Origin of the sequence: Bacillus sp. ABP14 (genome assembly GCF_001831375.1) — a bacterium.
Taxonomy (GTDB): Bacteria; Bacillota; Bacilli; order Bacillales; family Bacillaceae_G; genus Bacillus_A; species Bacillus_A paranthracis.
Window position 1 is genome coordinate 1,032,896 of record NZ_CP017016.1, and the last position, 22,012, is coordinate 1,054,907.

At 34.1% G+C, this 22,012-nt stretch carries 27 protein-coding genes and 3 pseudogenes; 20 read left to right on the forward strand and 10 right to left on the reverse strand.

What is annotated here, in order from left to right:
• Positions 1–163: 163 nt before the first annotated feature.
• Genes ecsA through ecsC form a run of 3 tightly spaced genes read left to right on the forward strand, consistent with a single transcriptional unit; the run spans position 164 to position 2,832 of the window.
• Positions 164–907 carry an ABC transporter ATP-binding protein EcsA gene (gene ecsA, locus BGI23_RS05360; protein WP_001292602.1) on the forward strand — a complete coding sequence of 248 codons (744 nt, stop codon included), beginning with the start codon at positions 164–166 and terminating at the stop codon, positions 905–907.
• Complete coding sequence (gene ecsB, locus BGI23_RS05365) at positions 900–2,111, forward strand: ABC transporter permease EcsB (RefSeq protein WP_070805421.1); 1,212 nt, start codon at positions 900–902, stop codon at positions 2,109–2,111. The genes ecsA and ecsB overlap by 8 nt, the downstream gene beginning before the upstream one ends.
• Positions 2,112–2,124: 13 nt before the next feature.
• Positions 2,125–2,832, forward strand: coding sequence for an ecs operon protein EcsC (gene ecsC / locus BGI23_RS05370; RefSeq protein ID WP_000634125.1), 708 nt, complete (start codon positions 2,125–2,127; stop codon positions 2,830–2,832).
• A 91-nt stretch (positions 2,833–2,923) separates the two neighbouring features.
• Here the strand turns inward: ecsC and BGI23_RS05375 are convergent, their stop codons facing one another.
• Positions 2,924–3,238 (reverse strand): hypothetical protein, encoded by a 315-nt coding sequence (locus BGI23_RS05375; protein ID WP_029437758.1) that lies wholly within the window; start codon positions 3,236–3,238, stop codon positions 2,924–2,926.
• Between the two features lie 115 nt (positions 3,239–3,353).
• On the reverse strand, positions 3,354–3,683 hold the full coding sequence (locus tag BGI23_RS05380; protein WP_070805422.1) for a hypothetical protein: 330 nt from the start codon (positions 3,681–3,683) through the stop codon (positions 3,354–3,356).
• Between the two features lie 65 nt (positions 3,684–3,748).
• On the opposite strand from BGI23_RS05380, the gene BGI23_RS28930 reads away from it, so the two are divergent.
• Together BGI23_RS28930 and BGI23_RS28935 are read left to right on the forward strand one after the other, a co-directional pair.
• Positions 3,749–3,877 (forward strand): hypothetical protein, encoded by a 129-nt coding sequence (locus BGI23_RS28930; RefSeq protein ID WP_000066505.1) that lies wholly within the window; start codon positions 3,749–3,751, stop codon positions 3,875–3,877.
• Between the two features lie 9 nt (positions 3,878–3,886).
• Positions 3,887–4,087, forward strand: a pseudogene (locus tag BGI23_RS28935) (lipase family protein); the annotation flags it as partial.
• Positions 4,088–4,142: 55 nt separating this feature from the next.
• On the opposite strand, the gene BGI23_RS05385 reads toward BGI23_RS28935, so the two are convergent.
• Positions 4,143–4,466 (reverse strand): hypothetical protein, encoded by a 324-nt coding sequence (locus BGI23_RS05385; protein WP_071729444.1) that lies wholly within the window; start codon positions 4,464–4,466, stop codon positions 4,143–4,145.
• Positions 4,467–4,595: 129 nt separating this feature from the next.
• Between BGI23_RS05385 and BGI23_RS28310 the strand changes: the two are divergent.
• Positions 4,596–4,775 (forward strand): annotated as a pseudogene (locus BGI23_RS28310) (peptide ABC transporter substrate-binding protein); the annotation flags it as partial.
• A 68-nt stretch (positions 4,776–4,843) separates the two neighbouring features.
• On the opposite strand, the gene BGI23_RS05390 reads toward BGI23_RS28310, so the two are convergent.
• The 5 genes from BGI23_RS05390 to BGI23_RS05410 all read right to left on the reverse strand — a co-directional run bounded on the left by BGI23_RS05390 (position 4,844) and on the right by BGI23_RS05410 (position 7,173).
• Positions 4,844–5,167 carry a hypothetical protein gene (locus tag BGI23_RS05390; protein WP_014481601.1) on the reverse strand — a complete coding sequence of 108 codons (324 nt, stop codon included), beginning with the start codon at positions 5,165–5,167 and terminating at the stop codon, positions 4,844–4,846.
• A 182-nt stretch (positions 5,168–5,349) separates the two neighbouring features.
• Positions 5,350–5,679, reverse strand: a complete 330-nt coding sequence (locus BGI23_RS05395) for a DUF1433 domain-containing protein (protein WP_070805423.1) — start codon at positions 5,677–5,679, stop codon at positions 5,350–5,352.
• Between the two features lie 219 nt (positions 5,680–5,898).
• The gene (locus tag BGI23_RS05400; protein ID WP_070805424.1) at positions 5,899–6,213 is read right to left on the reverse strand and encodes a DUF1433 domain-containing protein; all 315 of its coding nucleotides are present in this window, start codon (positions 6,211–6,213) and stop codon (positions 5,899–5,901) included.
• Positions 6,214–6,323: 110 nt separating this feature from the next.
• Positions 6,324–6,653 carry a DUF1433 domain-containing protein gene (locus BGI23_RS05405; RefSeq protein WP_070805425.1) on the reverse strand — a complete coding sequence of 110 codons (330 nt, stop codon included), beginning with the start codon at positions 6,651–6,653 and terminating at the stop codon, positions 6,324–6,326.
• Positions 6,654–6,834: 181 nt separating this feature from the next.
• On the reverse strand, positions 6,835–7,173 hold the full coding sequence (locus BGI23_RS05410; RefSeq protein ID WP_061688129.1) for a hypothetical protein: 339 nt from the start codon (positions 7,171–7,173) through the stop codon (positions 6,835–6,837).
• Between the two features lie 66 nt (positions 7,174–7,239).
• On the opposite strand from BGI23_RS05410, the pseudogene BGI23_RS05415 reads away from it, so the two are divergent.
• Positions 7,240–7,577 (forward strand): annotated as a pseudogene (locus BGI23_RS05415) (lipase family protein); the annotation flags it as partial.
• A 121-nt stretch (positions 7,578–7,698) separates the two neighbouring features.
• On the opposite strand, the gene BGI23_RS05420 reads toward BGI23_RS05415, so the two are convergent.
• Positions 7,699–7,995 carry a hypothetical protein gene (locus BGI23_RS05420; RefSeq protein ID WP_369805081.1) on the reverse strand — a complete coding sequence of 99 codons (297 nt, stop codon included), beginning with the start codon at positions 7,993–7,995 and terminating at the stop codon, positions 7,699–7,701.
• 91 nt (positions 7,996–8,086) lie between these two features.
• On the opposite strand from BGI23_RS05420, the gene BGI23_RS05425 reads away from it, so the two are divergent.
• From BGI23_RS05425 to BGI23_RS05480, 12 genes are all read left to right on the forward strand, one after another.
• Positions 8,087–9,337: a lipase family protein gene (locus BGI23_RS05425; protein WP_070805428.1), complete on the forward strand. Its 1,251-nt coding sequence runs from the start codon at positions 8,087–8,089 to the stop codon at positions 9,335–9,337.
• A gap of 14 nt (positions 9,338–9,351) precedes the next feature.
• Positions 9,352–9,648: a hypothetical protein gene (locus BGI23_RS05430; RefSeq protein ID WP_001137436.1), complete on the forward strand. Its 297-nt coding sequence runs from the start codon at positions 9,352–9,354 to the stop codon at positions 9,646–9,648.
• Positions 9,649–9,848: 200 nt separating this feature from the next.
• Positions 9,849–10,430: a TetR/AcrR family transcriptional regulator gene (locus tag BGI23_RS05435; protein WP_000164851.1), complete on the forward strand. Its 582-nt coding sequence runs from the start codon at positions 9,849–9,851 to the stop codon at positions 10,428–10,430.
• 2 nt (positions 10,431–10,432) lie between these two features.
• Positions 10,433–10,600, forward strand: a complete 168-nt coding sequence (locus tag BGI23_RS28315) for a hypothetical protein (protein WP_000783813.1) — start codon at positions 10,433–10,435, stop codon at positions 10,598–10,600.
• Between the two features lie 79 nt (positions 10,601–10,679).
• A complete protein-coding gene (locus BGI23_RS05445; RefSeq protein ID WP_000371367.1) occupies positions 10,680–11,156 on the forward strand; it encodes a PH domain-containing protein in 477 nt (158 codons plus the stop codon).
• Positions 11,149–12,600: a PH domain-containing protein gene (locus tag BGI23_RS05450; RefSeq protein ID WP_070805429.1), complete on the forward strand. Its 1,452-nt coding sequence runs from the start codon at positions 11,149–11,151 to the stop codon at positions 12,598–12,600. Before BGI23_RS05445 ends, BGI23_RS05450 begins: the two co-directional genes overlap by 8 nt.
• 498 nt (positions 12,601–13,098) lie before the next feature.
• Entirely contained in the window at positions 13,099–13,470 is a 372-nt protein-coding gene (locus BGI23_RS05455) for a DUF1304 domain-containing protein (protein ID WP_070805430.1), read from the forward strand.
• A 639-nt stretch (positions 13,471–14,109) separates the two neighbouring features.
• A complete protein-coding gene (locus BGI23_RS05460) occupies positions 14,110–15,093 on the forward strand; it encodes a hypothetical protein (RefSeq protein ID WP_070805431.1) in 984 nt (327 codons plus the stop codon).
• A 483-nt stretch (positions 15,094–15,576) separates the two neighbouring features.
• Positions 15,577–16,440, forward strand: coding sequence for a hypothetical protein (locus BGI23_RS05465; protein ID WP_070805432.1), 864 nt, complete (start codon positions 15,577–15,579; stop codon positions 16,438–16,440).
• A 325-nt stretch (positions 16,441–16,765) separates the two neighbouring features.
• Positions 16,766–17,062: a hypothetical protein gene (locus BGI23_RS05470; RefSeq protein ID WP_000606816.1), complete on the forward strand. Its 297-nt coding sequence runs from the start codon at positions 16,766–16,768 to the stop codon at positions 17,060–17,062.
• Between the two features lie 75 nt (positions 17,063–17,137).
• Entirely contained in the window at positions 17,138–17,614 is a 477-nt protein-coding gene (locus BGI23_RS05475; RefSeq protein ID WP_070805433.1) for a PH domain-containing protein, read from the forward strand.
• Positions 17,607–19,025 carry a PH domain-containing protein gene (locus BGI23_RS05480; protein ID WP_070805434.1) on the forward strand — a complete coding sequence of 473 codons (1,419 nt, stop codon included), beginning with the start codon at positions 17,607–17,609 and terminating at the stop codon, positions 19,023–19,025. The genes BGI23_RS05475 and BGI23_RS05480 overlap by 8 nt, the downstream gene beginning before the upstream one ends.
• 187 nt (positions 19,026–19,212) lie before the next feature.
• Here BGI23_RS05480 and hmoB read toward each other — a convergent pair whose 3' ends face one another.
• On the reverse strand, positions 19,213–19,710 hold the full coding sequence (gene hmoB / locus BGI23_RS05485) for a heme-degrading monooxygenase HmoB (RefSeq protein ID WP_070805435.1): 498 nt from the start codon (positions 19,708–19,710) through the stop codon (positions 19,213–19,215).
• A 127-nt stretch (positions 19,711–19,837) separates the two neighbouring features.
• Between hmoB and BGI23_RS05490 the strand changes: the two genes are divergently transcribed.
• Positions 19,838–21,955 carry a transglycosylase domain-containing protein gene (locus BGI23_RS05490; RefSeq protein ID WP_070805436.1) on the forward strand — a complete coding sequence of 706 codons (2,118 nt, stop codon included), beginning with the start codon at positions 19,838–19,840 and terminating at the stop codon, positions 21,953–21,955.
• Positions 21,956–22,012: the final 57 nt, after the last annotated feature.

Consider the following 22,012-nt stretch of genomic DNA (forward strand, 5'->3'; position numbering starts at 1 on the left):
GCTTTTTCAATGTGTTCCTTCTTCCTTAATTATGATGTCCGCTTTCGTAAAAATATATGCGAACAAATTTAAATTTTTTTTGAATGCATCGATACTATGTAGTGCAGCGTAATTTTTGGTAAGATGAATATAGAACGAATATAAATGAAGAAAGTGGTGTCGTATGAGCGAGTTATTGCGTGTAGAAAATGTTACAGGAGGATATACGAAACGACCTGTATTAAAAGATGTTTCGTTCTCTGTGAATAAAGGCGAACTTGTCGGCTTAATCGGTTTAAATGGAGCTGGTAAAAGTACGACGATTAAACATATTATTGGTTTAATGGAACCGAAAAAAGGAACTGTCACAATTAATGGGAAAACAATTCGTGATGATATGACAGCGTACCGTTCTAGTTTTTCGTTCATCCCAGAAACACCGGTATTATATGATGAGCTAACGCTAGAAGAACATTTGAAGTTAACAGCGATGGCTTACGGTGTCGATGAAAAACAATATGAAGAACGTGTAGGACAATTATTACAAGAATTTCGTATGAAAAATCGTTTGAAATGGTTTCCGTCTCATTTCTCAAAAGGGATGAAACAAAAAGTAATGATTATGAGTGCGTTTTTAGTGGAGCCATCTCTTTATATTGTGGACGAACCGTTTGTTGGGCTTGATCCGTTAGCAATCCAATCACTCCTTCAAATGATGGATCAAATGAAAAAGAGCGGTGCAGGTATTTTAATGAGTACACATATTTTAGCGACGGCAGAGCGTTATTGTGATTCGTTCATTATTCTGCATCAAGGCGAAGTAAGAGCGAAGGGAACATTATCTGAGCTGCAATCACAGTTTCATATGCCAGGTGCAACGTTAGATGATATTTATATTGCATTAACGAAGGAAGAAGATTATGAATAGCGCAGCATTATGGAAAGAACGATTTCGTCACTTTCTACAAGAAGTTCGTACATATAGTAAATACGTATTTAATGATCATTTAAAATTTATTTTCGTATTCATCATCGGCGCAGGAGCGTATTATTACCAGCAATGGTTACAAACGTTAACACCTTTGTTTCCAACTGGGCTCGTTATGGCAGTGTTACTTGGACTCGTATTAACGACCGGATCCATTCAAACGTTGTTAAAAGAAGCGGATCTCGTTTACTTACTGCCAGTTGAAGAAAAGTTAAAACCGTACTTCACAAAGGCATTTCTTTTTACGTTTATGATTCAGTTATATATAATCGCAATCGTAGCGGCAGCGCTTGCCCCGTTATACTTCCAGCAAATGAAGCAAACAGGAGCGGCTTACATATGGATTGTACTTGCGTTTGTCATTGTAAAAGCGTGGAACTTATTCGTAGCGTGGGAAAAGTCATTTTTAACAGATCAAAATATACAAAGAGTCGATTGGTTCATTCGTTTTATTTTAAACGGATTATTTGTTTACTTCCTTGTAGAACGTACTTCCATTATGTTTATTGGCGGAATCGTCCTTCTGATGGTGTTATACCTTGCTATTCTGCATCAAATGGTGAAGGGGAAACCACTAAACTGGGAGTATTTAATTTCTGAAGAAGGTAAGAAGATGATGCTGCTATACCGCATCGCGAATATGTTCGTTGATGTACCAGCATTAAAAGAGAGAGTAGCACGCAGAAAATGGCTTGATTTCATTCTTTCGATGATTGGTGAAAAGCGTACCTATTTATACTTATATACGAGAACGTTCTTAAGATCTGGTAACTATTTCGGCTTATATGTACGCCTGCTCGCTCTTGGCGGAGTTATTCTTTACTTCATTCCGTTTTTATATGGACGATTTATTGTAAGCCTTATTTTCTTATACTTAATCGGTTATCAGCTATTAACTTTATGGAAACATCACCGCATGAAAATTTGGCTTGATTTGTACCCAGTAGGCGGAGAAGAGAAGAAAAAAGATTTTCTTACTTTATTAAATGCAATTCTTATTACAGGTAGCGTTATATTTACAATCATATTTGCACTTGCTACGAAAGATTTCATGATGACGGGAATTTTACTAGTCGTAAGCATAGTATTTAGTATCGGTTTCGTTTATCAATACGGGGCAAAACGTATTGAGCGTTTAAATTGAAGGGAAGGAACCTATGATTACATATGAAGAAAAGGTTATAAAAGAACTGGAGCAGTGGAAAGCTACATTCATGAAAGATTCTTCTATGATGACACGGTTCTCAAAGAAAGTGCAGACGAAAGTACAACAGCTTATTCCGGCGAAAGTGCAAAAAGTATTAACAGAAACGATTCGGATGATGGTGCAAACAATTAGTGCCGGATCAAACTTTATAAAGCCGAAATTAAAAGAGACGAACTGGTCGTTGCAAAGACGAGATGATGAAGTACGTAAAAAAATGGATGAGTATAAAAAAATAGCAGCGGCAGAAGGAGCGGGGACGGGAGCAGGCGGTATTCTCCTTGGCCTTGCTGACTTTCCGCTTTTACTCGGCATTAAAATTAAATTTTTATTCGATGCAGCAACATTGTACGGATTTGATACGAGCGATAAAGAAGAGCGCCTTTTTATCCTTCACGTTTTCCAACTTGCCTTTTCAAGTGACGACCACCGAAAAGAAATATGGAAAGCAATCGAAACATGGGATACAGAAGAAGAAAATCATATGGACTGGGAAAAGTTCCAAACAGAGTACCGAGACTATATCGATTTAGCGAAAATGCTTCAGCTCGTACCCATAATCGGTGCCCCGGTCGGCGCATATGCGAACTATCAATTATTGCAAAGACTCGGAGAAGTAACGATGAATTGCTATCGTATGCGATTGTTGAATAAGGATTAAAAAGAAAGCATCCTAAATTTGTGATTTAGGATGCTTTTTTGTTTTAATGATTAATGCTTGAAAAGAAGAAGGTATAATTCAGATTGTCTTTTTAGCGTTTTAGGCTGAAATTAGTAGTAGAGATAGAACCGATATTATAATCATCCTTATAATCAATTGAAGTAGTAAATTTTTTATTTGTATCATCTTTGATATGACCAGTTATAAAAATAGTTTCGATATCATTAGAAGGAAATCGATGATTCGTAATAGTCACTTCTAAATTCTCTTTTTCTTTGAAATACTGAATGGTTTCTTCTGTTGCTTTATTAACAATTTGTTGTTCCTCATTCTTTTGATCTATCGTACATCCTCCTAAAAGGATAAATGTAAAGATAAAGAATAATCTTATACCGTATTTTTTCATGAATAATCACTCCATAAATGTTGCGTTATATTTCTCTTTACTAAATTTTATATCGACAGAACATTGTGGGGCGAGGTATAAAGAAAAGGCACTTTAAAAGAGTGCCTTTTCTTTATTATTTTAAATGTAAATTTTCACTTGTAGAGATAGAACCTATTGTATATTCATCTCCACCGTATTCTATTGTAATATTAAATGTTTTGCTTTCATCATTTTTTATATAGCCGGAGATAAAGATACCTTGTAAATCACTTGGACCAAATCTATAATCAGTGATTACTACATCTAAGTCTTGTTTTTCTTTGAAGTATTGGATTGTTCTTTCTTCTGCCTGTTCAACTATTTGTTGTTCAGTATTTTTTTGATCTATAGTACATCCCCCTAAAATACTTGAAATAAATATAAAGAATAGAAAAAAACTAATTTTTTTGATTTTAATATCCATATTTATCCTCCATGAATGTTATCTTAATTATAAGAATATATCAAATGTTGTAGGAGAAAAATGTTTTGAGTAACAAAAATGAAATTTTAGATTCTACTTTCTATCAATTAGCAGACACAACGTATAAATCTGATAAAGATATTGAAGAAGAAGTTGTTATTACCAATAAAGAAGGTCGAAGTTTACAAGCATAGGAAAAGGGAGGAACATTCCACGACAAACAAACCGGAATAGACGCAGTAGTCTTTGAACGAGATGTTGATGGGAAAAAGCAAGTTATGGTATCTTTCCGAGGAACAGAAGGGGATAAAATTATAGAGAAAAACTCTTTAGGCATTCCGGTGAAGCCAGGGGAAGGTATGAAGGATTTAAAAACAGATACAAATCATTTTGTTAAGAAAAAAATTCATATGCTAAAATATTTTACGTAAAAAAGACACTCTAGTGAGTGTCTAATGATTATTCTTTTAATTTTAGATTTTTAGAGTATGATCTAGAACTTATATTATACTCTCCACCCCCATATTCTACACCTACCCCAAACGTTTTGCTTTTATCTCCTTTAACGTGTCCATCTATAAATACAGTTTGAAAATCATTGGGGGAGAACTCATGTCCTGTAATTACTACATCTAGCTCCTCTCTTTCTTTAAAATATTTAATGGTTACCTCTTCTGCCTTTGCTACTATTTCTTTTTCTTCATTTGTTTTATTATTCATACTGCATCCTCCTAAAAGGATAAGTGTAAGGATAATGAATAATCTTATACCATTTTTTTTCAATCAAAACCCCTCCATTAATGTTATTCTATATTTAGAATATATTAAATTATCTGGGAGTGGGATGTTTTGAAGGAAAATGATAAAGTTTTAGATTCTAGTTATTATTAGCTGTCAAGGTTTGCTTATCGTGGTGATGAAAAAGCATGTTGGGAAGCGATGATACAAAAGGAAAAAATCTTGTTAGAAGATGGTGCAGTAGCTCCTTTCTATCAAACGGGACGCTCATACTTATAACAATTGTCTATTAAAGTGCTTGTGACGAATGATTTTGGGGGAGAATTTAATTTTAAATGGACTGAAGTTAAATAATGAAATGACATTGCTGTATGATGGTAACTAAAAAGAGCCTCTAGTGAGTATCTAATGACCTAGTTTTTTCATTCTAGACTTTCAGAATATGTTCTAGAAGTGACTCTATAATCACTATCTCCATATTCGACATGCAATGTAAATGCTTGAGTTTTATCGTCTTTAACATGTCCTTTTATAAAAACAGTTTGAAAATCACTCGGAGCAAATTCATATCCAGTAATTACTACATCTAGATTTTCTTTTTCCTTAAAATATTTAATGGTTGTTTCATTTGCTTTTTCAACTATTGGTTGTTCAGTATTTTTTTGATCCATAGTACATCCCCCTAAAGTACCTAAAATAAGTATAAATAATAAATGAAAACTAAATTTTTCAATTTTAATATCCATATTTGTGCTCCAATAATGACATCTTGATTATATAAAATATCGTGATAGAAGGAATGTTTTTAGTGAAAAAAGCACTCACTTTTTCTGGTAGCAGGTGTTTTTTAGTTTTTCTTTCTTATAAGGGACACTCCTGAATGAAAGAAGCAAACTTAAATAGTTATGTTGAAGTGAAACTATTAGATTTAGTAGTTTAAATCAAAACCTTCAGATGTGGAAATGGAACCGATGTGATAATCATTAGCGTATTCAACATCTGCTGAGAATTTTTTATTTTTATCATCTTTCACATGCCCTGAAATCCAAACACTTTGAAAGTCCTTCGGGGCAAATTTATGTTTAGTAATCACTACGTCTAGATTTTCTTTTTCTTTAAAATATTTAATAGTTGCTTCTGTAGCCTTATCTATTATTAGTTGCTCTTCTTTTTTATTATCCACAGTACACCCTCCTAAAGTAGTAAATACAAAGATTAAAAGGAAATAAAAACTAATTTTTTTGAATTTAATAACCATTTTCTCCCTCCAATGATGTTATCCTAGTTATTAGGATATAACATTTTTTACAAGGAGGGAATATTTTGAAAGAAAATAATAAAATTACAGATGAAACCTTTTTTCGTTTATCTAAATAGGAATTGATTTGTTTTATAAAAAAGACATCCTAATCACACATTTAGGATGTCTTTTTGCTCTAATGATTAATGTTTAAAAGGAAAATTTCAGATTGTCTATTCAGTGTTTTAGGCTGAAATTAGTGGTAGAGATAGAACCGATATTATAATCATCTTTATAATCAATTGAAGTAGTAAATTTCTTATTTGTATCATCTTTGATATGACCAGTTATAAAAATAGTTTCGATGTCATTAGAAGGAAATCGATGATTCGTAATAGTCAATTCTAAATTTTCTTTTTCTTTAAAATATTGGATTGTAGTTTCTGTTGCCTTATTAACTATTTGTTGTTCCTCATTCTTTTGATCTATAGTACATCCTCCTAAAAGGATAAGTGTAAAAATAATGAATAACCTTATACTATATTTTTTCACGAATAATCACTCCGTTAATAGTGCGTTATATTCCTCTGCAATAAATTTTATATTCACTGAACATTGTGTGGTGAAGCATAAAGAAAAGGCACTCTAAAGTGCCCCGATTATTAGTTTTTAAGCTCTAAATTTTTGGTAGTTGAAATAGCGCCTATATGATAATTATTTGCGTATTCAACTGAAGCGGTAAATTCTTTCGTTTTATCATTAGTCACATAGCCTGATATAGAGATAGTTTGAAAGTCTTTTGATCCAAATTCTTGATCAGCAATTGTTACATCTAAGCCTTCTGTTTTTTTGAAATACTGAATGGTAGTTTCTGTTGCTTTATTAACTATTTGTTGTTCAGTATTTTTTTGATCTATAGTACATCCTCCTAAAATACTTGAAATAAATATAAAGAATAGAAAAAAACTAATTTTTTTGATTTTAATATCCATATTTATCCTCCAGTAATGGCATCTTGATTATATAAAATATCGTGATAGAAGGAATGTTTTTAGTGAAAAAAGCACTCACTTTTTCTGATAGCGGGTGCTTTTTCGTTTTTTTTCTTATAAGGAATACTCCTGAATGAAAAAAGCAAACTTAAATAATTATGTTGACGTGAAACTATTAGATTTAGTGTTTAAAATCAAAATTATTAGATGCTGAGATAGAACCAATATGATAATCATTAGCATATTGGACTGAGGCGGTAAACTTTTTACTTTTGTCATTTGTTACATAACCTGAGATAAGGATAGTTTGAAAATCTTTTGGTCCAAATTTATGTTTGGTAATTGTTACATCTAATCCCTCTGTTTCTTTGAAATATTTAATAGTTTCTTCTTTTGCCTTATCAATTACTTGTTGTTCTTGTTGTTTTTCTTGTTTATTTTCCATAGTACATCCTCCAAAAATGGTAATTAAAATCATTAATATCAAAGAAAATAAAACTTTTTTTCTTTTTATTTCCATGATTATCCTCCGAAAAATGTTATTCTAATTTTTAGAATAACCTAAATTTTACGGGAGGGGAATGGTTTGAACAATAATAATCAAGTATTAGATGTTACGTATTATGAATTAGCCCAGAGGGCATATGATGATGATGAAACACTTCAAGGTAAAGTTGTGCTTAAAGATAGTGATAAAAATCTGATTCAAGAATGGAAGGTAGAAAAAACATTCCACGACAAACAAACCGGAATGGACGCAGTAGTCTTTGAACGAGATGTTGATGGGAAAAAGCAAGTTATGGTATCTTTCCGAGGAACAGAAGGGGATAAAATTATAGAGAAAAATTCTTTAGGCATTCCGATGAAGCCAGGGAAGGTATGAAGGATTTAAAAAGAGATACAAATTATTTTGTTAAGAAAGAAATTCATATGCTAAAGTACTTTACGCAAAAAAGACACCATAAGGTGTCTTCAATAGACTTGGTAACCAAACTTTATATATTATATTAATCTTAAGTATTATTAAAGTTTTTTAGATTTATTATTAATAATTTAATTTAAAGTTTTCAGAACGAGATATAGAACCGACCCTATATTCCCCATCACCAAATTCTACATCTACTGAGAATTCTTTACTTTTATCATTCTTAACATAACCATCTATAAATACAGTTTGAAAATCATTTGGAGGAAAGCTATGCCCTGTAATTACTACATCTAAATTATGTTTTTCTTTAAAATATTGAATGGTTGTTTCTTCTGCTCTATTAACGATTTGTTTTTCCTCATTTTTTTTATCCATACTACACCCTCCTATAAACATTAATATAAAGACCATCATTAATCCTAAATAATATTTTTTCAATCAATAAGCCTCCTTGAATGTTATCATATATTTAGGATATCTTAAAATTCTTGGGAGGGGAAATGTTTTGAGTGAAAATGATCAAGTATTAGACATAAGTTATTACCAATTAGCAAAAGGGGCTTATCGTAATGATAAGCAATTAAAAAAAGAATTTGATGTTAAAGATACTCATGATAATATTGTCCAAACATGGAAAGTAGGAGAAACATTCCACGATAAACAAACCGGAATGGACGCAGTAGTCTTTGAACGAGATGTCGATGGGAAAAAGCAAGTTATGGTATCTTTCCGAGGAACAGAAGGGGATAAAATTATAGAGAAAAATTCTTTAGGCATTCCGATGAAACCAGGGGAAGGTATGAAGGATTTAAAAACGGATACGAATCATTTTGTATTACGAGAAGGTGTTCATGAACCGGCAGCACCTCCAGTAGCAGGGACTGAGAATGAAGGTTCAAAGAAATATTGGAATGAAGAGAATCAGCGCTGGGAAACACATAATCAATTTGAACAAGCTGAAAGGGTCATGAAACAAGTAACGGATACATATAAGGACAGGGATGATGTGGAGATATATACGACGGGGCATTCATTAGGCGGCGCCTTAGCTGAATATGCAGCGGCATCTAATGACAATGTAAGGTGTATGTCATGGAATGCACCGAGTGCAAAACATTTGTTACCGCCTGATTTACAAGAAAGAGCTAATAATGGAGAATTTAAAGGTAGAATTGTCTCGATTGTTCACGGATCAGATTCAATCGGTTATGGTCCTTTTGGTCCATATGATGGTCATATAGGTTCAACTTATGCTGTTACACCACCTGTTACGAAAGAAGACCTTTCTAAATTACCATTGGAACAAAGAATATTGTTTGAAGCTAATCGCTTTTTGGACTCCGTAAAAGATAAACCTGGATTTCATTATCAAAATAATAAGTATTTCAAGATGGGGAAAGATGGGAATTTGTCGAGTTCCTATCTTTTGAATTTAGATACAGGGGAAAGAGTATATGATTCACCTGGTAAGTTATTAGGCGGGGGAGAAATTCGTGTAGTTGTAGAGAATCTAGAACAAGCTGTAAGAGATATGAAGCGAAACGCACAAGAATTTCAAGATAGAGTACCAAGGTTAATTTCTAATATGATGACATTATTAGAAACGGCTGAAAGTAGACGGGTAGAGGCTAAAGTAAATAATATACGTGCACATGTAGAGCATTTAAGTTTTTGGTACATACGAACAGCAACGGAAATTTCAGATTTTATTGAGAAGAAAGCCGATGATTATAAGAAGACGGATCAACAATATTAAGGGAGAAGATTAGGATGCCGAGAATCTACTTAAATGAAGAAGCATTGAACCAAGCTTTACAACAATTTGACCAGATGATTCAAGACTTAAACCATAATAAAAGGGTTGTAAGTAATGTACATAATTTACTCTTATCAAGCTGGTCTCAACTTGGAGTAGGGAAAAAAGCCATTAGCGATTTAGAATCTTTCAAAAAAGATATTGAAAGAAGAATGGAAGAATTAGAGTCTGATAAAAGAGAGTTAAAGGGTGCGATTGATTTATTAAAAGCGTTAGATCAAAGTTATGATTACATGGGGCCTAAATATTAGATTACAACAAGCACTCACAACGGTGCTTGTTGTAGTTTAATTGGATGAAAGATTACTGTAGTAATTATGGAGGAATATGATTCTGATTCATAAAGTAAATGGAGAAAGTAATATGTAGTTTTAAATCAAACTTGCAAACGATAATTTTTTATTTTACAATTTATTTACCGACCGGTAAGTAAAAATAAGTGAGGTACAGTATGACAAAGAATTTACAAACATCGCAAAACATTGTAGAGGCGTCATTTAAACTTATGGCAGAGCACGGTATTGAGAAAATGAGTCTTTCCATGATTGCGAAAGAGGTAGGTATTTCAAAACCGGCTATTTATTATCATTTTTCTTCTAAAGAAGCGTTAGTGGACTTTTTATTTGAAGAAATTTTTTCTGGGTATCATTTCGTGAGTTATTTTGATAAAGAGCAATATACGAAAGAAAATTTTGCAGAAAAGTTAATCGCAGATGGTTTACATATGCTCTCTGAGTATGAAGGACAAGAAGGAATACTACGTGTTATAAATGAATTTATCGTAACTGCGACGCGAAATGAAAAGTATCAGAAACGCTTATTTGAAATACAAGAAGAGTTTTTAAATGGTTTCCACGAATTATTGAAGAAAGGCGCGAGACTAGGCGTTGTGTCACAGCATGCAACAGAAGAAAACGCTCATACGTTAGCGCTTGTAATTGATAATATGAGTAATTACATGCTCATGGGATTTCAGTTAAAGTATAAAGAAATTTGGATTCGAAATGTGAAAAACGTCATGAAGGAGGAATAAAAGTGAAAATGCAAAAAAACTGGTGGCTCGGTTTTCTTGGATTTATTGGGGTGTATAAAATTCCAGGCATGATAGAAGCTTTTCAAGCGGATGGAAATTGGATGAAGTTAATCGGTTTCATTTGGCTACTTTGGTTCGGATATTTTATACCTGAGAAGAAAGAAGATTGAATTTCAATTTTCTGTAAGGTTACGTAAAATATAGATTGAGACTATTCGTATATTAGATTACTAGATTTGGAGTGGTTACATGGATCCATTGAAAAATGAAATTCACCCTGACATGGTCAAGGTGTGGAAAGTTCGGGCTGTAATAGAAGAAGGGATCGGTATTCTCGTCATGTTAACGTACCTTTTTCTCATGATAAAGTTTGATTGGTGGGCATGGATTTTGTATGTGATGATTGGGCTAACAGTTGTGTTCGCACCATTTTCGTACTTCTTATTCCCGAAATTACGTCAACGTTATTACAGCTACCAACTAAATGAAGAAGAACTTGAAATTCAGCACGGCCTTTTCGTCGTAAAGCGCGTATTAGTACCGATGATTCGTGTGCAGCACGTGACGATTGAACAAGGGCCGATTATGAGAAAATATGGTTTAGCAGAATTACACATTTCAACAGCAGCAACTTCTCACAGCATCCCAGGCTTAACGATGTATGAAGCAGAAATGTTGAAAACGAAAATCGCAGAATTAGCGAAAGTGAGTGATGAGGATGTATAAGAGACAGCATCCGATCACGATGTTATTAGAATTAAAAATAACAGACTTTATCCCACTCATTATTTTCATGTTTAGTTTAAACGGAAAATTTCCGTTTTGGTATTTAATTCCCGCTGCATTCGGTTTACTCACCGTTTTTTCAGCGTTTGAAAAATGGTATTACACAACGTATTGGGTTGAAAATAACGTATTACATGTGAAACAAGGTCTCTTCGTGAAGAAGGAGAGCTACTTAAATAAAGAACGTGTTCAAACAATCAATACAAGCTCTAACGTGTTATATCAAATGCTTGGCTTAAAGAAAATCCAAATTGAAACCGCTGGCGGGGGCGATGATGCGGAGGTTAGCTTAGCCGGTATTACAGTAGAAGAGGCAACTGAGCTTATTGCTTTGCTAAATGAGCCAACTCCAGAAGTGAAAGCAGAAGGAACGATAGACGAAGCAATAGAAAATACAGTAGAAAAAGAAATCGTTACAGAAGAAAAACAAACGACAGAATATAAATTGACTTGGAAGGAAATTTTATTAGCCTCTGTTACATCGGGTCAGTTTGGGCTATTATTCTGGTTAATCTTTTTCGTGTATCACCAAGTAGATGAGTATATTCCGAAATGGATAGAGAATAGCGTAAAGTCGTATGTAATGAAACATGATATATATGGCTGGATTTTCATGGTAGCTATTTTGCTTGTCCTTTCGTGGATTATATCTACAATCGGGTATGCGCTAAAACATGGAGATTTCACAGTAAATCGAAGAAATGACGAAGTCCGCATTTCACAAGGATTACTTGAGAAAAAAGAACTTGTCCTAAAGTTACATCGTATTCAAGGGATTACGATAAAAGAAAGTATTTTACGTCAGCCATTCGGTTATTGTGCTGTGCAAGTAGAAGTGATTCAAAGTAAGGGAACGGGTGACGAAAAAGAAAAAGTTACACTCCACCCAATCATTCGAAAAGATCGAGTACAACAGTTACTCGCGCATTTACAATTACCATACGAACTTCATACAAATATTATTTCATTACCAAAAACAGCATTACGTCGCTATCTCATTGATAGCTTCATCTTCTTCGCAATGATAGCTATCCCGCTTATTGGAATAAGTATATACTTTGAAAAGCACTTCATCATGTGGGCACTCATTCCGCTTGCGATCCTCATCTTTACACTTGGATACGCAACATTTAAAACAAATGGTTACGGTGTAAACGGAGAGCAAATTACGCTTGTATATCGCAGCGTTGGCAAATATACAGGACTTGTTAGAAGAAGACACGTCCAATCAATGGAGAAGACGCAATCCTATTTCCAGCGCCGCGCGGATTTATGTACGTATAAGTTCTCTAACGCATCATCGAATTATAAATTAGAGCATACGAGAGTAGAAGATGCGGAGAGAATGCAGGATTGGTATAAGAAGAGAATAATTGAGAATTAAGTGGAATGGCTCGTCTTTTGCGGAAGGCGGGCTGTTTTTTATGTGAAAATAATGAATAATATATTTTGACGATATAGCTGATTCCTTTTATAAACAGTATAGTTTCTAGGGAGCTAACATAGGATTTGAATTGATTTAAAGATGATGGAACAAAATAAGGTGAAACTTTAATCAGTGTGGGTTTTCTTCATCCGCACTGATTATTAGTTGAATTAATCGGACTTTAATGGGCAGTTGATCCCCACCTAAATTCTTTGCTCTCGCTGAATTTTGAGATGGGGGTCTTACTGCCCATTAAAATGGGATAAAACGAATTGAGCAAAAAAACTTGCAAAACTAAAAGAGGAGTTGTATATTAATTGATGCATCAAATATTGATATATCAATTAATGTTTTAATAAGTAAGAAGGAGGAATTTTCGAAAACGTGTTATTCAGACGATGTCGGATTTTTATATAAGCTATAAGATTAAAGCGAAGATAGAGGGGGCACAACACTGTGGAAATAATCGCAGCTATTTTAGTCGGGATCGTAGCATTAGAACATTTATTTATCATGATCCTCGAAATGTTTTTTATGAATTCAAAAGTGGCAAAACGTGCTTTTCAATTACCGGAGCATTTAGAAGGAGATCGAAACGTAGCCATTATGTTTGCAAACCAAGGTTTATATAATGGATTTTTAGCCGTTGGTCTCATTTGGGGACTTATACTTGGTCTCAATTCAATTGGTTATATGGTTCAATTATTCTTTGTAATATGTGTGGTAGTAGCAGCTCTGTTCGGTGGTTTCACATCTAATAAATCAATTATTGTGAAACAAGGGCTTCCAGCTATATTAGCGTTGATTGCCCTTTTAATTGTGATATAGAACTAAAGCGTTTGTATAAAAGAACTCATTTTTGAAAAATACGTTATTCTTTCTTCCTATAGGCTCATAGGAAAGAATAGCGTATTTTTTCTTTTTAAGGGGGTATATCCTTCAATTTAATCAAAAATGTAAATTCTTTTTTTAGCGCGATTGTTATGAAAATACGTATTACATTAAGGATTAGAACCGGATTAACGCTTTAAAACATAGAAGGTGGGGAAAATAATGTAAAAAAACTATTGTATGTTTAAAAATCATGTGTTACATTTGTGTTACAAAATAGTTACAAACTGTAACTTATGTTGCGGTTTGTTTTCTTTTGTTTTTCGGTATGTTACAAATCGGAGTACGTATCGAATCGTCAGAAGATATATAAAGTTCAAAAAGTTTTTTCTGTGTGTATAAGAGTGTGTGTAGTAAAGAGCCTGGTGAGAACTTTGCGCACATTATTAAAATTCCTTTCTGTCTTTAAAAGAAGAAAACCAACTACCAACTATTTAGGAGTTTTAAGTAATGATAGTAAATGAAATGTACTTCCTTTCCCGCACACAAAGTACATATTTACGCTCAGTCTAATTACTACACAGACTTTTATACATATAAAACTATTGTTTTAGGGGATATATAGGAGGAGAAAAAATGAAAAAGTTATTAATGGTAATTGGACTTACATTTTTAATGTTAGCTGGATGTAGTAATGGGAATTTTGACAAAGCAATGGGTGAAGGAAAGACCGCGTTAACGAATAAAGAGTATAAAAATGCCTTATCATCATTTGAAAAAGCGCTAGATGAGAAGAAAGATGATTCAGATGCAAAGGTGCTTGTAGAACAAACGAAAGTAATGATTGAAGCTGTGAAGTTAAAAGAAGAAACAAAGGTAGAAGAATCAATCAAGTCATTTGAAAAAGTAGAGAACATGAAGAATGGAAATAGTACGTTAGTAAAACAAGCGAAGGAAGAACGAACAGCATTATTAGCTATCGTCGAACAAAAAAAGAAGTATAGCGAGCAACTGGTGAAAAGTGAAGAGTTAATAAATAAGAAAAATTACGCAGAAGCGAAAGATATATTAAATAAGCTAGTTTCAGAAACAAAAGATAACAAAAATCTTGAAGAATATAATAAAAAAGCTTCAGGATTAATTACTAAAATTGGTGAAGCAGAAAAGAATGCAACGGTAGCGAAGGCAGAAAAAACTAATGTAGCAACAAATCAAAAGGTAACAACAGAGAAGCCTCAAAAGGTAGAGACAGAAAAGAACCAAAAGGTAACGACAGAGAAGCCTCAAAAGGTAGAAGTAGAAAAGAACCAAAAGGTAACAGCAGAGAAGCCTCAAAAAGTAGAAACAGAAAAGAACCAGAAGGTAACGACAGAGAAGAACCAAAAGGTAGAGACAGGAAAGACTCAAGATGCATTTACTTTTGAGAAAGCGAAAGAATATATTAAAAATGAATATAAAGAAGACTATGATTATACGCTAGAAAATACGCAAGTAGAGAATGGAAAGAAATATTATCAAATTAGAGTGCGTACGACATATAAAATAGAAGGCGCAGCTGGATCAGGATTTACGGGCGTATTTAAAGTATTTGAAGATGGTACGATTGTTGAAGTGCACTAAATTGATGAGATGATCTTTATATTTCTAGTAAGAATCAAGTATATTTTATGAGTGAAAATTGTTATTTAAGTATGTGCAGTAAGCTGTATCATAAATAATGACAGACGAATGTGAAAAACATTTTGGTAGTTATAATGATTTGTAAATACAATAGATAAGAAAAGAAGCCTAATGATTAATCTGTACTCTTTGTAAAGAACATTTTGAAAAAGGTTATGCAACATAAAGAGGATGATTTCTGTATTCGACAGAGGTCATCTTTTTTTAGTTCCATTGAAATCTATAATGATTGTAATACGTCATGTAAGATGTTTAATTGGAAGAATTGTCCATCCTACAGAGAGGCCAAAACTTGTAATTCTATTTTAATTTAGATTCTATCAATAAAAGGCTTGGAGAGATTGTAAATTTATATAATGTTATAAAATAATGTTATGATTGTTAAGTTGGAAGAAATATTTATAATAGTGGGGGAGAGAAAGTATGAAGACTAGAATTTTAGGGATTATATGTTCATGTTTTATTTTATTAGCTGGATGTGGAGATAAGACAGCTAACAAGGCAATAGAACAAGGGAAATTGGCACTAGCTAATAAGGAGTATGACAAGGCTTTAGCATCATTTAGTTTAGCATTAGATGAAAAAAGTGACGAAGCAAAGGTTTTACATACACAAACGAAAAAATGGATGGATGCAATGAAGGCAAAGGATGAGCAGAACTGGGATGAAGCGAATAAGCTTTTTGGAGAGGTAGTGGAAACTAAAGGTGGTATAAGCTCCCTTAAAGAAGATGCAAAAAAAATGAAAGGCGAGCTAAAGTCTAATAAGGAGACTTTGGATACGTACAATAACAAATTATCTCAAGCGCAAGAACTAATAAATAATAAATCTTTAGATGAGGCTAAGCAACTATTGAGTACTGTTCAGCAAGAAACCGCAACAAATGAGAAATTAAAAGAGCATAATCAAAAAGTCACGAAATTAATGGCGACAGTGGATATGGAACTTACAAAAATAGAGGATGAAAAGAAACAAAAAGAAGTTAAAGAAAAAAAACAGGCTGAAGAGAAAAAGCAAGTTGAAGAAAAAAAACAGGTTGATATAAAAAGTGATGAGGAAGCAATACCATATGTACGGAAAGCATTAGAGAAATATTTAGCAGGTAATCCATTAAGTAAAGCAGATATAAGAATTATGCCAGATTCAGGTATGAATACAGAACAAGGTTACGGTGGTGGAATATATGAGAACAAGGAAACTCATATAACACATATTGTAGATTATCATGTCAAATTTAATGGTTCTGTTACTTTAATGACAACAACTGGAGAAACGTATCAATATTAGTTAAAACTCCAACTATCACAGGAGTGACTAATATGCGTAATGTTAAATTAATAGCTGTTAAAATTGGTCTTTCAATTCTAGCAGCTATTTTTATTTGAAGATATTTTGAGGATACCTTTTTAGCATAAAAAAAAGCATCTAGCAAAAGTACTAGATGCAAATAAAAACACAAGGGAAGACAAAATTCTTCCCTTTTCCCGTAAGTAATTATATCAAAAAATTTATAAAAAACTAGCTTTATTTTTAATATAATTGATGTGTGAAGCTATGAAAGTATAAGATTACACTATTTTTGTAGTGTTTTGTTGAAAAAGGAGCCACGTATATGATTAATTTTAAACCAGAAAATTTGAACCAACTATTAAAAGTAATGTTAATTAGTGCCAATAAGTCTTATGATGCGATTAAAGAGTATGAATGTACGGGAGAAGCAGTCGTATTCTGTGTAGACTTCGAGTATATTGACGTTTCTCTTATGATTGTAGATATGCTAGGAAGATCGGCTTCTAGATTTAACATTTTGCCATTTGCTAAGCCAGATACGAATGAGATAGATTACATTCAGTTTCAAGTGTATTCCATTAATGAAGGGAATTTTAAAGAAGTTCTCGATACGATGTAAAAAAACTATAATTTTACAAAAATGTATATACCAACTAATATATAAGTAATACATTCATATAATTGGAGTGATGAGATGCAGCCGTTAGAAAGGGAGATTCATTCTAATATGCTGAAAGTGTGGCGAATTCATGCTTTAATTGGGGCGGCAGTTATACTAGCAGTCGTAATTGCATATTTCTTTTTTATGATCAATTTTAATTGGTGGGGTTGGTTGTTTGGCTTGTTAGTAACAGGCGCTATTACATTTATCCCGCTTGATTATTTTGTGTTTCCAAATTTACGTCAACGCTATTATAGTTACAGATTAAATGAAGAAGAGATTGAGATACAAAAGGGAATGTTCGTTGTGAAACGCGTACTTATTCCGATGATGCGCGTGCAGCACGTAACGATTGAACAGGGCCCGATTATGAGAAAGTATAATTTAGCAGAATTACATATTTCCACAGCGGCAACTTCTCATAGTATTCCAGGTTTAACGAAAGAAGAAGCAGAGCAGCTGAAAAGACAAATTGGAGAACTTGCGAAAGTGAGTGATGAGAATGTATAAGAGGCAACACCCGATCACAATCTTATTAGGTATTCGAATTGCGGGTTTATTGCCTTTTATTTTTCTTGTTTTATTTAAACCAGATGGTCAAGTAAAACCTTGGTATTTCTTTCATCTCGTTCTTTTGGCTATATTATTTATTATGGCAATTTTTTCAGCTATAAAATGGTATTTCAAAGTGTACTGGGTTGAAAATAATATTGTACATATAAAGCACGGTGTGTTCGTTAAGAAGGAAAGCTACTTAAATAAAGAACGTGTGCAAAATATTAGTACGTCTTCTAACATCATTTATCAAGTGCTCGGACTGACGAAATTAAATATTGAAGTGGCAGGCGGCGGTACTGAGCCAGAAGTGATGTTAGCTGGCATTAGAGAAAGTGAAGCGAAGGAACTGATTTCTTTATTACATAAAGAGAGAAGCATTGTGAGTGAAGAACCGCCTGCGGAAGAAGGAAGTAAGACGGTTTATCAGTTAACAGCGAAAGAAATTTTAGCAGCATCTATTACATCTGGTAGATTTGGATTAGTATTTTCTATGTTAGTCATCCTTTACACAGAGTTTAATCAATTTCTGCCAGAGTGGCTTATCAATAAAGTAGAAGCGTATGTGATGGATAACGGTGTATACGAATTAATCGTTATGGCGGCGGTTTTAATGGCAGTGTCGTGGGTCATTTCAACAGCTGGTTATGCGTTAAAATATGCGAACTTTAAAATAGAGAGAAAAGGAAATGAAATTCGCATCGTACAAGGGTTATTTGATAAGAAAGAGTTCGTTTTAAAATTACATCGCATTCAAGCGATTACGGTGAAAGAGGGAATTCTCCGCCACCCTTTCGGTTATTGTTCTGTTGAAGTAGAAGTCATTCAAAGTATAGAAGCGGCTGGAAATGAAGTAATGCTACATCCCTTTATGAAAAAGAAAGGTGTCCAGCAGTTACTTACGTATTTGCAGTTACCGTATGAAATGGAAGAGGAAATCGTTCATTTACCGAAGGCTGCATTACGTCGTTACATCATAATGGGCTGGATTACAAGTGCAGTGCTTGCTGTGCCGATCGCCGGCGCGAGTATATACTTTAAGCAAAATATTGCGTTATTCACCTTGATACCACTATTTATCATATTTACGTTACTTTCATACGCCCGGTATAAAAGTGGCGGATATATGATACGAGGCGATCAGTTAATCATGGTGCACAGAGGTCTTGCGAAATATACAGGAATCATGAGAAGAAGGCATGTTCAAGCAGTAGGATACAATCAATCGTATTTTCAAAAGAAAGACGAGTTATGTACAGCTGTCGTATCAGTAGCGGGGCATGTATATAAAGTGAAGCATATGCAAAAAGAAGATGCGCTTCGTATATATAATTGGTATAAAGAAAAAGGCAACACCGGTGCGTAACGGTGTTGCCTTTTTTTGTGTCGTGATTTGTCGATAAGTCGATATATCTGAAAAATCGCTGATATAATTTGAGTTGCGCCGATATATTTCAAAAATCGCTGATATATTTCGAGTTGCGCCGATATATCCGGAAAATCGCTGATATTAATTTCATGTACCGACAACCGCGAACTCCAAACTCCAAAACTTAAACTACCACATCAAAAGTAGTCACAAATGACGGACGAGAGAAAATACTCTTTTGCTGTTCTGCATGTGGATGCGCCGGAGCTTGTCCTTCTGCTTGGGCAGGACGTTTTTTATGAGCATTTTCGAATGAACGTGATTCTGTCCAGTCTTTAAAGTTTTGCTCTGTTTCCCACATTGTTAAGATGACATATGTATCGTTACTTAATGGGCGTAGAACGCGGATTGCTTGGAATCCTGGTTCGTTTTCAATAAGGCCTGCGCGGTTTTTAAAACGGTTTTCAAATACTGGGCGACCTTCATCTGTTACAGAAATGTTGTTACAAACGATATAGCCAGGTTGTCCTTTAAATTCGCCAACAGCGTCTAGTACGTCATACTGAAGAGAACCTTCTACAGATTCTTCTGTATTTTCTTTATAAAACATATTTTTTTCATTATTTTTTGCAGTGAAATGTGCTTGTTCTAGAGGTGTTTCGTATGAAATAATAGCCTTCATTTTAATGCCCCCTTAATCGTTTGTTTCTATTATATCAACTCTCTTAAAAAACTTCGAAGATTATATACATAAAGATACTTCTTTTTCAAATAATAAATGTACCATCATTTGGAAAGAAGGCCGATGTATGAAGAAAGTAAAGTGGACTTTATTAGGTGGGTTAGCAACGCTTGTATTAGCGATTGTACTTTATAAACTAATTGTGTTAGCTGGTGGCTATATGATGGATGAAAAACAGCTCGTTTTCCACTCTTCATCACGTATCGTTGACCAGAAAGGGAAAGAAATTACGAAATTATATGTAGAAAATAGAGATCTCGTACCAATCGAACAAATTCCAAAATACGTGCAGCAGGCGTTTGTTGCGGTAGAGGATTCTCGTTTTTATGAGCATCAAGGAATCGATTATCCGTCTATATTCCGCGCTCTGTATAAAGACACGTTAGCTGGAGAGAAGGTCGAAGGCGGCAGTACGATTACGCAGCAACTTGCTAAAAACGTTTTTTTAACTCGTGAAAAAACATTTACGCGTAAGTTGAAGGAAGTCGCAATTTCCCTTCAATTAGAGCAAAAATATACGAAACAACAAATTCTTGAAATGTATATGAATCATATTTATTTTGGCCATGGAGCTTACGGTATTCAAGCTGCAGCAAAGTTGTATTTTAATAAAAATGTAGAAGATTTAACAGTAGAAGAAGGAGCAATGCTTGCAGGTCTTCCGAAGTCGCCAAACGGTTATTCACCTTATTTTTCTCCAGAGAAGAGTAAGGAGCGTCGGGATCTCGTATTGTCACTTATGCATAAACAAGGCTATTTGACTGCCGAAGAAAGCGTACGTTATCAAGGAAAGACAATCGCTCTCTATAAAAACTTAGATGAGAATGAGCTCGCATATATGCCGTATATTGATATGGTCATAGATGAAGCAGCACGTTTATACGGATTGTCTCATCAAGAAGTACTTCGCGGAGGGTATACGTTTGTTGTACCGATGGATGAAAAGATTCAAAAGGTAGCATATAACCAGTTTCAAGATGCAAGGAATTTCCCTGGGAAAGAAGAGGGAGCGCAAGGTGCTTTTTTATTAATGGATAATCGTACAGGCGGCATTAAAGCGGCGATTGGCGGAAGAAAGTACGTTCCGAGAGGGTTCAATCGTGTTTTTGCAAAAAGACAGCCCGGTTCTGTGCTAAAACCACTTATCGTTTATGCGCCAGCACTCGAAACGAAAAAGTATAATCCGTATTCTTTATTAAAGAATGAAAGACATTCTTTTGAAGGGTATGAACCTCGAAATTATAACCATGAGTATTCGAAAGAAATGACGATGTACGATGCGATTGTAGAGTCAGCAAATGTACCGGCAGTTTCTTTATTAAATGAGTTAGGGGTAGAAGAAGGAAAGCAATATTTAGAGAAAGGAAATGTTCAGATTGCTGATGCCGGCTTAAGTACAGCGCTTGGCGGATTGAAAAATGGTGTTTCAACATTTGATCTTGTGAAAATGTATCGTGCGTTTTTAGCAAATGGCGCTATTATTGAGCCGCACGTTATTGACAAAGTGTTAAATAGACACGGCGCAGTTATTGGAGAATCGCCAAAAGTAGAAACGAAAATTTTCTCGAAACAAACGGCATGGTATATGACGAAAATGTTAGAAGGAGTTGTAAAGGAAGGGACAGCGAAAGCCGGTGTATATAACGGAGCGTTAGCTGGGAAAACAGGTACAACTTCCTTACCAAATGACGATAATGGGGCGAGGGATATGTGGTTCGTTGGCTATACGCCAAATCTAGTAGGCGCTGTTTGGATTGGTTATGACCGCATAGATAAAGAGCATCAGTTGCAAGGAGAAAGTGCATCAGCAACAAAATTGTTTAAGAAAATTTTAACGAAAGCAAATGTAGAACAGAAAGAGCAGTTTAGGAAACCGGAAGGTGTGGAAACAATCGGTGCTCCAATTCGGCTGCGCAAGATTGAAGATGTGAAAATGAAATTAGCATTTAGCCCTTTCGGTTTATTTAAAGCGAAATTAAGCTGGACACCACTTCCAGATGAAAGAATTATGTATCGTATTTATAGAGTGGAAAATGGAATTCATACGCATGTAGGTACTGTAAATGGTGCCGGGGAATATGAGGAAAAGTTCGTTAACATCTTTTCAAAACCGAGTTTTTACGTTGTACCATATAACACACAAACGAATCGCGAAGGAGAAAAGTCAAAAGTAGCTAAACCATAGTTTTTCTATGTGTTATAATAAGAATGTTGTGAAAATAGTAAGCGTTTTTAAGAATGT